Genomic DNA, 13,471 nt, shown 5'->3' on the forward strand with positions numbered 1-13,471 from the left:
ACAAAAACCGTCAATCGGATTTGTGCAACGTGACCATGAGTTGAAGGAGACTGGCGTCATAGAACGTTCGGGCATCATAACCGGTCGTCTCAAACAGGCGATCGAGTCGATAGTTCAACGTATTACGATGCATGAATAATGCTTTGGCCGTATGAGAGACGTTCAATGAGTGATTAAACAATGCCTCCAACAGTTCGATTGTGGATAAATCGAGCGTCTCCATTAAAGGCGCAGTGATATGCTTCCGCTCTTTTAAGTCCTGTTCTTGTAGTAAATAATGGTATAATAATTGACTAGCAGGGTAAGTTTTAGTAGACAGACGAGCGTATGGCATGAGCAGCTGGTGTTGATCATAGACGCGAGCGAGAACGCCTTGTGGACGCTCGCTGTATACGGCGTACGCCTCGATAAAGCAATCACTCGCAATGGCGCGTAGTACATCTTCGAATTCTTGAAGGTCGACTAACGAATCGCGCTCGATGAGTTCGATATGTTTTTGCGTCATCAACACGATTTCTGCATGTGGCATAAAATCATGGAGGATGCTGATGAACGAGTCGAACGCATCTGCCTCTGCTTCTTGAAGCGAGAGGGAGATCAGCCGAAACGGTTGATCTAAGCGAAACGTATCATCATGCAGACGTTCTTGCCATTTGCGTTGATGGGGATCGGCTTGAAGAATCGGTGTTGCCCACATGGCTAACAGTTGCTGTTCACGTTCGGTTAACTCGAACGTCGGAATTCCAAAAATGATACCCTCTTGCGTCTCGAACCAATCAAGGTCTCCAGATGCATCTTCCGACCGATGGACAGCAGTCGGAAAAATCGATTTAATACGATCAAACGTATTCAATACTATCACCTCAACAACAATGTATCATATTTCAGATCGGAGGCTTGCAGTTTGGACGGGTTATTAAAGATATTACTCATGATTGTGATTGGAGCTACCATTGGGGGCGTGACCAATTTTCTCGCCATCAAAATGTTGTTCCGACCGCATGAGCCGAAATATATCGGTTCATTCCGGATTCCATTCACACCAGGACTCATTCCGAAACGTCGGGATGAATTGGCATCTAGTTTAGGCAAGACGGTCGTCAAACACTTGTTGACACCGGAAGGCATGCGTAGACGTCTGCTCGACGAACAGGTGACGACACATATCACACACTTCGCGCAACAAGAAGTTCAAACGATGTTACGCTCGGATAAGACGGTTCGCGAGCTAGTGGAACCTCTTTATCCGAATGCGGAGACACGGATTCTCGCGTTGGCAGACGACAAATTGCGTGATGAGTTAGCGAGTGTCCTAAAAGAAGTGAAAGAGCGAAAATTGTATGAGGTTCTCGGCGAAGAGGGGATGGACCGTGTGCGCGCACTCATTCCTGAGATTGTAGAGGCGCTTCTCGTCAAGTCAGAGGAGTACTTCTATTCACCAGAAGGTGAGGCACAACTTCGCCACATGGTCGATTCGTTCGTCCAGCGTCGCCTCGGATTTATCGCAGGGTTCATTCAAAATATGAACTTTGTCGAGATGGTTCGACCAGAAATCGTCAACATCTTACGTGGTCAATCGACCCGTGACGGAATGACGACGATGATCACGCGTGAATTTGAGCGATTCAGTGAGAAGACGGTCGATACGTTAATCGATGATCGACTAGAAGCCCGCCTGATCGATGGCATCGTCGAACAAGTCATTACCCGTCTGCCAATCGGGCAACTGTTGGATCGTCCGGTCGCATCGTACACACACTCCGTTGAATCCCGTGTCGTCGACGAACTCGTCCCACAAGGTGTTACCCTTGTTATTGAGCGCTTCACGAATCAAATGGAGACAATCATGGACCGATTGAAGATTGATAAAATTGTACAAGAACAAGTCCAATCACTCGACACGTCATACCTCGAAGAGATCGTTTTATCCATCTCAAAACGAGAGTTCCGGGCAATAACATGGCTTGGTGCGCTGTTAGGTGGTATGATTGGGTTGATTCAAGGGTTGATTGCTATCTTGTGATGGCTTGACCCTAATAGCATTTAGGAGGACGTTACATGTCACAAACAAACTTGTACGACCAAGCTTACCAATTGGAGAAAGCACTTCGCGATTCTGAAGAGTTCACAACACTCTCTTCTTTATACGATCGTGTCAATGCGGATGCGGAAGCGAACCAGTTGTTCGCTGACTTCCGTAACATCCAAATGACGCTTCAACAAAAGCAAATGCAAGGAGAGGAAATCTCTGAGCAAGAAATGATGGATGCGCAAACGAAAATGATGAACGTTCAACAGAACGAATTGATCATGGAGCTCATGCAAGAAGAGCAACGCATGCACCAACTCGTTACAGAAGTAACGAAAATCATCATGAAACCACTTGAAGAGCTTTACGCGCCGATGGTGAACGAAAACGAAGTTCAATAAGATGTGATGAGCGGATGGCTTTCGAGCCATCCGTTTTTTTGTGAACATCATGACATCACCTCTTACCTAGCATGATTCTTATACAAATGGCAGGAAGTGGAACAAGGAAAGAGAATGAAATATAGATGAAGGTATCGAAAGGATGGATGATGGTGAAAAAGTGGATGATCGTTTTCTTTTGCCTCTTTCTTGTTGCGTGTGGGAAAGAGATGGAGACTGAATCAGAACCTGAGATGACAGCGAACGGGCAGGTGGCCGAAGCGTATCTCGAAGAACAACAGTACCCTATTGTCTCTTACGACGGTGAACATACGAGTGACTTAACCTTAGAGAAATTGACAGAGGATCGTGAACGGACCATTTGGGGACTACAAGCCGCATCACCGGATGAATACATGGGTAAGACCGTATACTATGAAAACTTTACGGTGAAAGATCATCCGATTGGTGAGCAATCTCCAAACGGTCAGACTGCTGTCTCGGTAATGATTGTAGATGGAAAGGTCATCGGGGGGACATCATTCCCCGTGACAGACGGATCAGGTTCAGGGAATGGATATAGTCTGAACGGAGAATCGCTCGAGGACATCCACCCTGATCTTCAAGAATGGCAGGATGCATGGGATAAAAAATATGGGGAATGAAAAAGTAGACCAGGACAATGATTGTCTTGGTCTACTTTTATTAGGATGCCGTTCCTTTTAAATTCCCCGGTAATTTGCAACGTTCGAAATAGATGAGCTGTCCTCGGCGAACGATGCGCGCTCCCTTATGCTCATGCCCTGCGGCGCGAAGCATATCGAGTCCTAATTGTTTGGCTGATTGATCGTCACTCGCTTCAAACATTTCATTCAACACGAGCGTGCCGTCATTCTCAAATCCTGTCACCGTGTATGTTTCCATTCACACGACCCCCTTTTCTATATTCTAATGAATGGTCATTCATTCTTCAAGAGAAGGTTTCGTCAGTTCATCGAATGTCAGTTGTCGTGTCGATTCAGTCCGAGGAATCAGATCGGATACGGTCAGTCCGATCAGGCGGACGGGTTCGGTGACATTCATCTCATCAAACAGGCGTCTGGCAAGTCGACGTATCTCGTCATGGTCATGTGTCGGATGATTTAGTTTGATTTGATGACTCCGAGCCTGAAATTCGCTCGTCTTTAATTTGATGGTGACCGTTTGACAGCTCAATTCGCGGCGATCGAGTTGACGCAAGACGTCCTCCATCTCCGGAATGACCCGTTCAAATACTTCTTCAGGGTCATCAATGTCAAACGCGAAGGTCGTTTCTGAACCAATCGACTTACGTTCCCGTGTAGCGACGACAGGACGCGTGTCTCGTCCATGTGCCAGTTCATATAGTTGTTGCCCACGATCGTGTCCAAAGATGGCTTTCAACTGTTCGGGACGAGCTGATTGTAAATCATGGATTGTATGATATCCACTCTTATGAAGCGTTTGTGCAGTCACTTTTCCGACGCCATGCATGGCTTCGATGGAGAGGGGGGCGAGAAAATCAGCCACACCATGCGCCGGGACGACGGTGAGCCCATTTGGTTTCTCAAATCCAGAAGCAATTTTAGCGACAAATTTTGACGGCGCGACCCCCGCAGATGCGGTGAGACCGGTACGACGTTTGATTTCCCCTAATATATAGCGGGCAATATACGGTCCTGATGTGCTCAATAACGTGTTCTCCGTCACATCTAGATACGCCTCATCGAGCGAGAGTGGTTCGACAAGCGGTGTGACCGATTTGAAGATCTCCATCACTTGTGCGCTGACTTGTCGATAAGCTTGAAAGCGCGGCTTCACAAACGTCGCATGAGGACACAAGGCGAAAGCACGACGTGATGACATCGCGCTGTGCACGCCGTACTTCCTCGCTTCATATGAACATGTGGCGACCACACCTCGGCTGTGCGGTGGCCCACCGACGATGACAGGCTTTCCTCGTAAATGAGGGCGGTCTCGTTGCTCGACAGAGGCATAAAATGCGTCCATGTCCACATGAATGATGAGTCGTTCCATAACATCACCTTTCTATACAGTTCACTTTCTTTTATTATAACGAACTTTTGTTCGTTTTTTTAGATTTTTGTTTGGCTTTATCTTTTGCTGACATGGTTTGATTCGGAAACTGTAATAGCGAACCGATCCAATTTTTTCGTTTCAACCACACTTGGATGATGAGCGTGAAGAGAAGAATCATGAGCCAGGCGAATCCATATCCAAGCGGCCATTCCAGTTCAGGCATGTTTTTAAAGTTCATCCCCCAAATCGCACCAAAGGCGACGACAGGGGTCGTCAAGGCTGTAAATACGGTGAGCGCCTTCATGATCTCATTCCCACGAAAGTTTGAGAGGGTGGAAGCGAGGTCTGTCATAGCAATGACGTCCCCTTGGTAGTGCGTGATGAGCGCCAATAATCGATTTACCCGATAGTCCGCGAGTTGATAGGATTTTAACGTCTGTAAATCGATCGTTAAAAAAGCCTCCCGTCCTGCCATAAGAAGTTCTTTATAAGGTGTTACGGTATCTGACCAGCGCTCGATTTCACTTCGAAGACCAAAGATCTCATTCATGAAGGTCGCAGGGACCTGACCTGCCATTTCTCTTTGTGCAACGAGTAGTCGTTCTTCAAACTCATCGATGCCATGGAAATAGTTGTTCATCCGTTCGGCAAGTAACTCATAAAATGCTTCGAGCGGAGAGTTGCATGCTTTAGCGAGTACCGATTCATGATGTAAATCATCAAACCCAATCGTCCATAAAAAATCGGGTCCGATAAAATAATGGCCAACTTTTTGAGGCTCCCGTTCTAACTGTTCATAGTCGAGCGTGAGTGAACCATACATATATCCGTTCTCGACGACAATCTTCGTCACATTCGAGGTCGTCAATTGTTCAAGCCAATACGTATAGGCTTGGGCATATTGCTGATCAACATGCACATAGTCTTCCGGTCGTGTATACCAATCCCATTCCATCATCCATTCCTCCAATTCACTATATTGATAGTATTCCCAAATTGTCAGGAATGTTGGCATCTGTCGCAAACTTTCGATAAGATGAAGGTACTGAATAAGAGAGAGGTGCTTTCATTGACGACAAAAATCGGTCAGCTCAAAGTGGGCGACACGCTAGACCAGTATGTCATGATTAAACAATCGTATAAGGGACTTGCCGGGAACGGGAAACCTTATTTAACATTAATCCTTTGCGACGAGAGTGGCGAAATCGAAACGAAATTGTGGGACAGTTCAGATACCGAAAAGTATGCAACGAAAAAAATCGTTCATGCGGCGGGAGAAGTGATGGACTATCGTGGACGCACGCAGTTGAAACTAAAACAAATTTCAATCATCGAGCAGGAAGTGGATATCGCACCGTACGTCCGCTCGGCACCGATTCCAAAGTCAGAGCTCGAAACGACGATTCGTGAATTCATCACGTCACTTCAACACGATGAGATTCGCCGTCTGGTCGAGGAAGTCGTGAATCGTCATGAAGAGGCGTACTTTACGTACCCAGCTGCCGTTCGTCATCATCATGCGGTCTACTCGGGACTTGCATTCCATGTGATGTCGATGTTGAAGCTCGCGGATACGATGTGTGAACTGTATCCATCCTTGAATCGTGATCTTTTGATTGCAGGTGTGATTTTGCATGATTTGGCGAAGGTCATCGAGTTGTCTGATGCGATTACACCAGAGTATACGCTTGAAGGGAAATTGCTCGGTCATTTGTCACTCATGGCATCGGAGATTGAAGTCGTGTCACGAGAACTTGGAACGGACCGTGAAGTGACGACCTTGTTGCAACATCTCGTCTTGAGTCATCATGGGAAACCGGAATGGGGCTCTGCGAATACGCCTCAGCTTCCTGAAGCGGAGATGTTGTTCTTTATCGATAACATCGATGCGCGCATGAATATGTTTGAGAAAGCGTATGAAGGGGTCGAGCCGGGGACATTCACAGAGCGTGTCATGGCACTCGATAACCGTGCCTTCTATCGCCCGAATCTATAATAGGTGATCAACGAAAAAGGGGTACTCCATTGCTGGAGTGCCCCTTTGTGATTATTGTTCAGTTGATTCTTCTGCAGGTTCTTCTGAAGACTCGTCTGCGTTTTTGATCGCTTCTTTGACAGCGTCAAATTGTTGTTCTGCTTTTGCATCTTTCACGTCTACGTTGTATTTTTCAATCAACTCAGCGTAAATTTTGTTCGCATCGACAGAAGCTGATTTTTCAGCCGCCAACTCTTCACGGATACGATCTTTCTCGTCCTCGAGTTTCAAGTCTTTCTCTTTACGGTCTGTCACTTTGATGACGTGGTAACCGAATTGTGATTGGACTGGCTCAGAGATCTTACCGACGACATCCTCTTGGAATGCATAATCTTCGAATTCAGGTACCATTGCGCCAGCAGAGAAGAAACCGAGCTCTCCACCTTTTTCACCTGAACCGGTATCCGTTGATTTTTCTTTCGCGAGTTTAGCGAAGTCCGCACCGTCATTCAACTGTTTGATGATATCTTGTGCTTCTTCTTCTGTTTCGACGAGGATGTGGCTAGCTTCCACTTCCACGTTCTCTTTTGCGAACTGTGCCTCGATGTCTTCATCTGTCACGTCGACAAGTTCAGATTTGGCAGCATCAACGAGCATTTGTCCACGAAGTGCTTCTTTGAACTCTTCTGTACCGCTCATACCTGCTTGTTGAATCGCTTGTTCAAACTCTTCTTTTGAGTTGAATTGTTCTTCTGTCTTACTGAACTCTTCGTCTACTTTTTCTTGGTCGACTTGGTCACCGTATTCTTTTTCAAGAAGTGCATTCATTGTCTCTTGGAATGCAAGTTGTGGCACCATGCGGTCATAACTCTTATCTGCGATTTCACCGCGAGTGATTTCGCCGCCTTTGTACGTGACGACTGCTGAACTATCTGATTCGCCACCTGCGTTCGTTGCGGCGTACGTACCGCCAGCACCAATAACGAGTGCGAGTGCAGATGCTCCGACGAGAGCGCCGGTTGAGAATTTCTTATCTTGCTTTTTTGGTTCGTTTGTCATTCCGTTTGACATGTATTCCACCCCTAATAATTCTTTAAAGTTTCTAAGTCCGACTATATCACATTTTCCTAATCATGACAGCTGTTCTCTTGTCTGTACAGTATCATAGCACACAATCCTGTCGTATAATGATGAAATAGAATGTGAAATGATGGGGTGAGGGAAGTGTCGCTAGAGGAGAAGGTCGAGCATTTAGCATTTCAGATGACAATCTTACTCGATATTATCGATTGGACGGATCGTCCATTTGAATATGAAGTGATTCGAGCAAACTTGACAAAACAGGATGTCGAGTCGTTTTATCAATTGCTTGAAGAGATTCGGGAACAACAAAACGAGCAATTACGCTATGGATATACGTCCATAGAGCCACTGCTCGTCCATTTCGCAGGTATGTTAGATGTGAGACTAGACGTCAAAACGATTCTTGAGGCATGTGTCCGTCAAGGAATCGAATTAGACGTTACAGAACCACTTTATCGGCAGGTCAGGCTTCTTGACTGAGTTCATCCTCATCAGGGCGTCTGCCTGCCTCTTCTGTAATCATTTTAGATGTTTCTGCGAAGATGTCCATGAAGTTGTCCCCATATAGTCGACGGACAATCGCTGTCATGTCTGTTAAGTCAGGGAACTTGCCATAGAGTTCTTGTAGTGGAAGGGAAGCACGGAACACGCCGTTTCCTTCCGGGTCAAACGCATGAATCGTCTCAAGCAACAACGATTCTCCTTCAGGTGTCAATTGGACATACGTATTTCGTTTGTCCGTCTCTTTTTTAGAAAACGTAAGTAATCCACGATCCTCTAACTTCTTCGAGAAGTTGAAAGCGGTCGAGACGTGCATGACGCCATATTTTGCGATTTCAGAAATCGAAGCACCGCCTAAAGCGTGGGCAATCCATAAAATATGATGTTCGTTGATGTTTAAATCAAATGGTTTAATCCAGTTTTGCCAGTCTTTTTCGACGGTTTTCCACAAAGCCTTACTCAATTGAATGATTTTGTGGCTATAGAGCATGGCCTCAGGGCCAGTGAATTCTTTTTCGTGTTCCATCTCGATCCATCCTTTCCGGATAAAAAGTCAAATGTAATCGACGGACAATGACCTCAAACACTCATTGTGTTTGATTGACGGTTTGGTCAGTCATAGTAGACTGTACGTTCGAGAGCTCTTTAAGGTTCCCTTGAATACGCTCGACTGAAGGCTGAATGTCTTGTTGATAGCGTTCGACTTCGGCTTTCACTTGGTCAGTCAATTCTTTTCCTTGTAGTTTACCTGCAGCAGCAACCTGCGATGCATGCTTCGCCACATTGCCAAATTGTTCTTTTAGCGTAGTGATTGTGGATGCCCGATGCTGTTGAGCAGCGGCGTCATTTGCTGTTCCTCGTGCCAATTTCTTAAACGTTGCAACTCCTAGAAATGCTAAAACAAAGCCGAAAGCAATCCAATCCCGACGTTGGCGACTCGACAATTCATTCCCCTCCTCAAGCTCGGATAATCAGAAATACATTCTTTTCATATTATTTTACCAAAAAAGAGTGATTAAAAACCTATATTGCAAATAAAATTTTTCAGAACATTCAATTTTGACCGAAAAATCATTTTATTTTAAAATATAGGTAAAGGAAGGTGATCCTCAGTGGAGAAAGCGAAGCGTTGGGTAGATGATATGCTTGACCTATATCTCGCTGCGAAACGACTGGGAGATGACACTTGGGCCGAATCTATTATGAATACACTAGAGGCGGGGTACGAAGCGTCGGAGCAAACGAAACAGGCACGTGAAGAATCGATGCGAGAAAAGCGTATGCTTGAAATAGATGCCCGTCTAACTGAATTAAGAAAAGAATTTGAACAAGCGACATCTGTCAAGACGCGTCAACAGTTATATGAAGTGGCAATCAAGCTTCAGGTCGAGCGAGCACAGTTGGAAGAGGAGCGGAAACGACACCGTGACTCCATCAATCAATCATAAAAGAGACCCGTCATCGACGGGTCTCTGTCTGTCTTACACGTGTGCATGAATATTTGATGCGAGTGTTGTGAGTTCTTCAGACGTGAACGCATCGTTTTGTGTGATCCATTTTGCGCCGAACCCATCTTCGTGTCCGAAACGCGGGATTAAATGAATGTGGAAGTGATAGACCGTTTGCCCAGCAACTTCTTCGGCATTAGATAAAACGTTCATTCCGATTGCACCCGTCTCGCGTTGAATCGCTTTGGCAATGGTCGGAACGCGTTTAAAGACGTCCGCTGCGACATCTTCAGGTAGTTCGTAAACGTTTTTCGCATGATGTTTTGGGATAACGAGCGTGTGCCCTTTCGTCACTTGAGAGAGGTCGAGAAAAGCGACGACCGCTTCATCTTCATATACCCGATAGGATGGAATTTCTTGTTGCGCGATTTTACAAAAGATACAGTTTGAATCAGTATGCATCTGTATGCCTCCATTCTAAATGTCGTTTCCGTTCCATCATAACATGGAAGTTCGGGCGCAAGAACGATAGGAAGAGAGATTGATTCCTTCTATAATAGAAGTCAGAAAGGAGGTGGGGATATGTCGTATACAAGAAGTCGTAAAAAAGACGGGCGCCGAAAGATTGTAACCATGTCATCTGTAATAGCTATTTTAGTAGGATCCATTGTTTTCTATATATATGCGTATAAGCCGGCGGCGGAACAAGACAAGATTCATGTCGCATTCAAAGAGGCCTTATTAGAAGAAGACCGTACTTTCTTTGAGGAGAAAGTCGAATACCTTGGAGAACCCTTATCGCGAGCGGAGGCCTTGCGATTCATGGGGTGGTTGAACGATGAGAAATCCATTCGAGGAGAAGCGATCGCAGAAGTTGCGAAGGACCGTGCGAACCGAGCGTCAGGTTTGGAAACAGAAGGACTCTTTCGTTTGATCGATACGGGAGAAGGAAAGTATGGATTTTCTGACTATCGCATCGAACTGCTCCCTCAACGGATTGACGTGACTTCGGACTTGGCATTGACGAATATTTGGATTGATGGGCAACAAGAGGGGCGAATCGATGAGGCCAATGGAACGCTATCATTTGAAAAGATGCCAGGTCGATATGATGTCAAAGCGGTAGCGGTCACCAATGGAGAGACGGTCACTGAGACGGAAACGATTCAATTGATTTCCTCGAAATCGATTGAATATGCCCTCATGCCCGAATCGAGCGAGACCATTGCTGGACAATTCGACTTGAAGCGGGCTGAATTGATTGAAATTGAAGTGGAGGCGCAAACGGGTCACTCACTCGAAACAGTTGATGCTTTAATCGGACAGTCCGGTCAGCAGGTGCAAGAAACGCTTGGTGAACCAATTGAAAAGCGCGAAGGGAAATGGGACTACGAACGATTGACCGTCACGTTTAAAGGTAAGAAAGTCGAATCGATTCAAGTCGACCTCGACAAACGTCCGGATGATTTGATTGCTCTTCTCGGTGAACCGAAAGCGAAATCGGAACATCGGCTCGGAACAGAGTGGGATTACGGTCAATCCTTTTTCGAATCGTTCTTTACATTCTTTGGACTTGAGACCGAGAAACAGTTTATCGAAAAAAATGACGCGATGTATTTACTGATTCAATGAAAAAAGAGGGACATTCCATAATGGAAGCCCCTCCTATACATAACATGATTATGCCTTACGCATTGATTTCATAACGAACGATACGATCAAGATCAGGATAATCGCACCGATAAGAGCTGGAATAATCGCGATGTCCGCAACGATCGGTCCGAAGTCACCAAAGATCATTCCACCTAACCATGCACCGATGATCCCCGCGATGATGTTACCAATGATTCCACCTGGTACGTCCTTACCTAAAATCAATCCTGCTAACCAACCGATGATACCCCCGATAATCAAATAAAGAATAAACCCCATAAATCATTCTCCTTCCTCTGTTTTCCCATTGTTCTTTACAACGATTTTGTGGAACAATGGAAGTATTGATGTTTTATTTTAAAATGCCTTACAGTTCAGATTATTCCCATGTGACAACATTTAAAACATATACCACGAAAAAAAGTTGAAAATGAAAGGTGTGGTTTTCATGCTGCACGTCGATCGATTGAACGGCGGATACCTCGGTAAACAAGTTTTGCATGACGTTTCGTTTGAAGTGAAAAAAGGAGAGCTCGTCGGTTTGATAGGGCTAAACGGGGCTGGAAAATCGACGACAATCAAACACATTTTGGGGCTACTGTCACCCCTATCCGGAAAAATCGAAATTGATGGAGAGACTCTAGATTCTTCAGAAAAAAAGTATCGTAAGAAAGTGAGTTACATACCAGAGACGCCGATTTTATATGAGACGTTAACCTTACAAGAACATATAGAATTGATGGGGAAGGCATATGATGTGAACCCGGACGATTTGGCTGCTCGTACGAAGCGTTTGGCGAAAGAAATGCGAATGGAAAAGCAACTTGCCTGGTTCCCTTCCGTTTTTTCAAAAGGAATGCGTCAAAAAGCGATGATTTTGTGTGCGCTTGTGACGAAAACGCCCCTTTTAATTGTCGATGAGCCATTTGTCGGACTTGACCCGTTAGCGATTCGTCAATTGCTTCAGTTGTTTGATGAGTATAAACAAGACTGTGCGATTCTAATGTCTACGCACATTCTCGAAACAGCGGAGCGACACTGTGATCGCTTCGTGTTCCTCCATCAAGGTGAAGTCATCGCCAGCGGAACAGCCGCAGAGTTGCGTGAAACGTATCGATTATCTGCAGAGGCGACACTGGATGACATTTACGTAGAAGCGATCGCTTCGGAGGAGCGATTGTCATGAATCGATTTACAGCAAGGCTCGGAAATTGGATGGAAGAGGTCGTCAAGTACAGTCGCTACGTTGCGAACGGAGGACTGTTGTTCACGCTCTACTTCACCTTGATTTATGGGGCGTTCGTCTATAATAACTTCTTAGAACGAATCGACGGGACATTCCCGGGCGTATGGATTGCCGCGGTGGTCCTGTTGATCATGCCGCTCGGTCATCGGCCACGAACGTTTATTCAAGAGGCGGACCAAGTGTTTTTACTTCCGGAGTTAGGGGACATTCGACCGTATATGATTGGAGTCCGTTTGTTTAATCTCGTCTTTGCGGCACTGCGTGGATTGCTCGTCCTCCTTGTCTTGTTACCGCTTCTCGTACGAACAGAGAGTTATTCGAGTATCGAAGTGTTATCTTTTGTCGTGACGATGGTGCTGTTATCAGCTGCAGGGCGATTGGCGAAAGTAGAAGGAGTGCGCGAATGGACAATCCTGCCGTTTGCGCTCGGAAGTGGATTCTTATTATTGATGGATTGGACGCAGTGGGCATGGATCCCAGCGTTTGCTCCTTTTATTCTCTTACATCTAAAGCGAAATGAGCGGATTCCGCTTCTACATTGGTTGACACTCGAAGAGAAAAGTCGGGCTCAGTTTGAACGAGTGATCAGTTGGTTCGTCGATTTGCCGACCTTAAAAGAAGAGGTTCGAGAACGCCGTCTCATCACACGACTTTTGGATAAGCGGGTCCTCCAACACGTGGACGCTTCGCGTTACGTGTATGGTCTTCGCATTATCCGTTCGAATGATTCGCTTGATTTGATTCTTCGTTTGACTGTGGTGGCGCTCATTGTGATGTGGATGTCGGGAGGTTGGTATGTCGGGTTCGTCACACCGCTTTTCGTAGGATTGACGGCGTTACAGCTCGTTCCGTTGTTTAAACGGTTAGAGGCGGTTTCCATCGTTTCCTGGCTACCGATTACGCGTGATGAGCGGATTGAAGGGTACTCGTGGTGGGCGCTACGACTACTTGTCATCCAGTCTATCGTTCTGGTGATTGCATCTGTCGCTTTCGGTGCCACGTGGGATGCAGCGGTTGGATTGGTCTTGTCAATCGTAGTCATTCGTTACTATTTAAGACGATTGAAGTAAAAGTATCTTTCATTGATGTTCGTAAAAC

General features: G+C 45.8%; 18 protein-coding genes. 9 read left to right on the forward strand and 9 right to left on the reverse strand.

Annotated features, from left to right (window positions below; genetic code table 11):
- Positions 1-10: 10 nt before the first annotated feature.
- On the reverse strand, positions 11-862 hold the full coding sequence (locus tag KNO66_RS00205; RefSeq protein ID WP_353047835.1) for a PucR family transcriptional regulator: 852 nt from the start codon (positions 860-862) through the stop codon (positions 11-13).
- 42 nt (positions 863-904) lie between these two features.
- Here KNO66_RS00205 and KNO66_RS00210 point away from each other — a divergent pair, with 42 nt between their 5' ends.
- The 3 genes from KNO66_RS00210 (at position 905) to KNO66_RS00220 (ending at position 3,074) form a co-directional block, all read left to right on the forward strand.
- Positions 905-2,023, forward strand: coding sequence for a DUF445 domain-containing protein (locus tag KNO66_RS00210; RefSeq protein ID WP_251125886.1), 1,119 nt, complete (start codon positions 905-907; stop codon positions 2,021-2,023).
- Positions 2,024-2,058: 35 nt separating this feature from the next.
- The gene (locus KNO66_RS00215; RefSeq protein WP_015880924.1) at positions 2,059-2,430 is read left to right on the forward strand and encodes a YlbF family regulator; all 372 of its coding nucleotides are present in this window, start codon (positions 2,059-2,061) and stop codon (positions 2,428-2,430) included.
- Between the two features lie 125 nt (positions 2,431-2,555).
- The gene (locus KNO66_RS00220; protein ID WP_214739319.1) at positions 2,556-3,074 is read left to right on the forward strand and encodes a hypothetical protein; all 519 of its coding nucleotides are present in this window, start codon (positions 2,556-2,558) and stop codon (positions 3,072-3,074) included.
- 40 nt (positions 3,075-3,114) lie between these two features.
- On the opposite strand, the gene KNO66_RS00225 is transcribed toward KNO66_RS00220, so the two are convergent.
- From KNO66_RS00225 to KNO66_RS00235, 3 genes are read right to left on the reverse strand one after another with little or no spacing between them, the layout of a single operon-like run.
- Complete coding sequence (locus KNO66_RS00225; protein ID WP_214739320.1) at positions 3,115-3,333, reverse strand: YhzD family protein; 219 nt, start codon at positions 3,331-3,333, stop codon at positions 3,115-3,117.
- Between the two features lie 39 nt (positions 3,334-3,372).
- The gene (gene dinB / locus KNO66_RS00230; RefSeq protein WP_214739322.1) at positions 3,373-4,464 is read right to left on the reverse strand and encodes a DNA polymerase IV; all 1,092 of its coding nucleotides are present in this window, start codon (positions 4,462-4,464) and stop codon (positions 3,373-3,375) included.
- A gap of 34 nt (positions 4,465-4,498) precedes the next feature.
- Positions 4,499-5,422: a CorA family divalent cation transporter gene (locus KNO66_RS00235; RefSeq protein WP_214739324.1), complete on the reverse strand. Its 924-nt coding sequence runs from the start codon at positions 5,420-5,422 to the stop codon at positions 4,499-4,501.
- Between the two features lie 81 nt (positions 5,423-5,503).
- On the opposite strand from KNO66_RS00235, the gene KNO66_RS00240 reads away from it, so the two are divergent.
- On the forward strand, positions 5,504-6,463 hold the full coding sequence (locus KNO66_RS00240) for an HD domain-containing protein (RefSeq protein ID WP_214739326.1): 960 nt from the start codon (positions 5,504-5,506) through the stop codon (positions 6,461-6,463).
- A gap of 51 nt (positions 6,464-6,514) precedes the next feature.
- On the opposite strand, the gene KNO66_RS00245 is transcribed toward KNO66_RS00240, so the two are convergent.
- Positions 6,515-7,513: a peptidylprolyl isomerase gene (locus KNO66_RS00245; RefSeq protein ID WP_214739328.1), complete on the reverse strand. Its 999-nt coding sequence runs from the start codon at positions 7,511-7,513 to the stop codon at positions 6,515-6,517.
- Positions 7,514-7,666: 153 nt separating this feature from the next.
- Between KNO66_RS00245 and KNO66_RS00250 the strand changes: the two genes are divergently transcribed.
- Complete coding sequence (locus tag KNO66_RS00250; RefSeq protein WP_353048485.1) at positions 7,667-8,005, forward strand: DUF1878 family protein; 339 nt, start codon at positions 7,667-7,669, stop codon at positions 8,003-8,005.
- On the opposite strand, the gene KNO66_RS00255 is transcribed toward KNO66_RS00250, so the two are convergent.
- Positions 7,989-8,552 carry an HTH-type transcriptional regulator Hpr gene (locus KNO66_RS00255; RefSeq protein WP_015880933.1) on the reverse strand — a complete coding sequence of 188 codons (564 nt, stop codon included), beginning with the start codon at positions 8,550-8,552 and terminating at the stop codon, positions 7,989-7,991. The two genes, KNO66_RS00250 and KNO66_RS00255, sit on opposite strands and share 17 nt — an antisense overlap.
- 61 nt (positions 8,553-8,613) lie before the next feature.
- Entirely contained in the window at positions 8,614-8,970 is a 357-nt protein-coding gene (locus tag KNO66_RS00260) for a hypothetical protein (RefSeq protein WP_214739331.1), read from the reverse strand.
- Positions 8,971-9,138: 168 nt separating this feature from the next.
- Between KNO66_RS00260 and KNO66_RS00265 the strand changes: the two genes are divergently transcribed.
- Entirely contained in the window at positions 9,139-9,474 is a 336-nt protein-coding gene (locus tag KNO66_RS00265) for a hypothetical protein (RefSeq protein WP_214739333.1), read from the forward strand.
- 33 nt (positions 9,475-9,507) lie between these two features.
- Here the strand turns inward: KNO66_RS00265 and KNO66_RS00270 are convergent, their stop codons facing one another.
- Positions 9,508-9,936: an HIT family protein gene (locus KNO66_RS00270; RefSeq protein ID WP_214739335.1), complete on the reverse strand. Its 429-nt coding sequence runs from the start codon at positions 9,934-9,936 to the stop codon at positions 9,508-9,510.
- Positions 9,937-10,056: 120 nt separating this feature from the next.
- On the opposite strand from KNO66_RS00270, the gene KNO66_RS00275 reads away from it, so the two are divergent.
- Positions 10,057-11,106, forward strand: a complete 1,050-nt coding sequence (locus tag KNO66_RS00275) for a hypothetical protein (RefSeq protein WP_214739337.1) — start codon at positions 10,057-10,059, stop codon at positions 11,104-11,106.
- 48 nt (positions 11,107-11,154) lie between these two features.
- On the opposite strand, the gene KNO66_RS00280 is transcribed toward KNO66_RS00275, so the two are convergent.
- Entirely contained in the window at positions 11,155-11,406 is a 252-nt protein-coding gene (locus tag KNO66_RS00280) for a GlsB/YeaQ/YmgE family stress response membrane protein (RefSeq protein WP_214739339.1), read from the reverse strand.
- Positions 11,407-11,575: 169 nt separating this feature from the next.
- On the opposite strand from KNO66_RS00280, the gene KNO66_RS00285 reads away from it, so the two are divergent.
- Both KNO66_RS00285 and KNO66_RS00290 read left to right on the forward strand, forming a co-directional pair.
- Positions 11,576-12,313: an ABC transporter ATP-binding protein gene (locus KNO66_RS00285; RefSeq protein ID WP_251127393.1), complete on the forward strand. Its 738-nt coding sequence runs from the start codon at positions 11,576-11,578 to the stop codon at positions 12,311-12,313.
- Positions 12,310-13,443 (forward strand): ABC transporter permease, encoded by a 1,134-nt coding sequence (locus tag KNO66_RS00290; RefSeq protein WP_214739341.1) that lies wholly within the window; start codon positions 12,310-12,312, stop codon positions 13,441-13,443. The genes KNO66_RS00285 and KNO66_RS00290 overlap by 4 nt, the downstream gene beginning before the upstream one ends.
- Positions 13,444-13,471: the final 28 nt, after the last annotated feature.

It is taken from the genome of Exiguobacterium sp. s48 (genome assembly GCF_018617395.1).
Classification (GTDB): domain Bacteria; phylum Bacillota; class Bacilli; order Exiguobacteriales; family Exiguobacteriaceae; genus Exiguobacterium.

What these genes read in the sequence shown, in the direction of transcription:
- KNO66_RS00255 (WP_015880933.1), bottom strand. Translation starts at nt 8,552, where the DNA reads ATGGAACACGAAAAAGAATTCACTGGCCCTGAGGCCATGCTCTATAGC.
- KNO66_RS00240 (WP_214739326.1), top strand. Translation starts at nt 5,504, where the DNA reads ATGAAGGTACTGAATAAGAGAGAGGTGCTTTCATTGACGACAAAAATC.
- KNO66_RS00245 (WP_214739328.1), bottom strand. Translation starts at nt 7,513, where the DNA reads ATGTCAAACGGAATGACAAACGAACCAAAAAAGCAAGATAAGAAATTC.
- KNO66_RS00280 (WP_214739339.1), bottom strand. Translation starts at nt 11,406, where the DNA reads ATGGGGTTTATTCTTTATTTGATTATCGGGGGTATCATCGGTTGGTTA.
- KNO66_RS00270 (WP_214739335.1), bottom strand. Translation starts at nt 9,936, where the DNA reads ATGCATACTGATTCAAACTGTATCTTTTGTAAAATCGCGCAACAAGAA.
- KNO66_RS00225 (WP_214739320.1), bottom strand. Translation starts at nt 3,333, where the DNA reads ATGGAAACATACACGGTGACAGGATTTGAGAATGACGGCACGCTCGTG.
- dinB (WP_214739322.1), bottom strand. Translation starts at nt 4,464, where the DNA reads ATGGAACGACTCATCATTCATGTGGACATGGACGCATTTTATGCCTCT.
- KNO66_RS00235 (WP_214739324.1), bottom strand. Translation starts at nt 5,422, where the DNA reads ATGGAATGGGATTGGTATACACGACCGGAAGACTATGTGCATGTTGAT.
- KNO66_RS00215 (WP_015880924.1), top strand. Translation starts at nt 2,059, where the DNA reads ATGTCACAAACAAACTTGTACGACCAAGCTTACCAATTGGAGAAAGCA.
- KNO66_RS00275 (WP_214739337.1), top strand. Translation starts at nt 10,057, where the DNA reads ATGTCGTATACAAGAAGTCGTAAAAAAGACGGGCGCCGAAAGATTGTA.
- KNO66_RS00290 (WP_214739341.1), top strand. Translation starts at nt 12,310, where the DNA reads ATGAATCGATTTACAGCAAGGCTCGGAAATTGGATGGAAGAGGTCGTC.
- KNO66_RS00285 (WP_251127393.1), top strand. Translation starts at nt 11,576, where the DNA reads ATGCTGCACGTCGATCGATTGAACGGCGGATACCTCGGTAAACAAGTT.
- KNO66_RS00220 (WP_214739319.1), top strand. Translation starts at nt 2,556, where the DNA reads ATGAAGGTATCGAAAGGATGGATGATGGTGAAAAAGTGGATGATCGTT.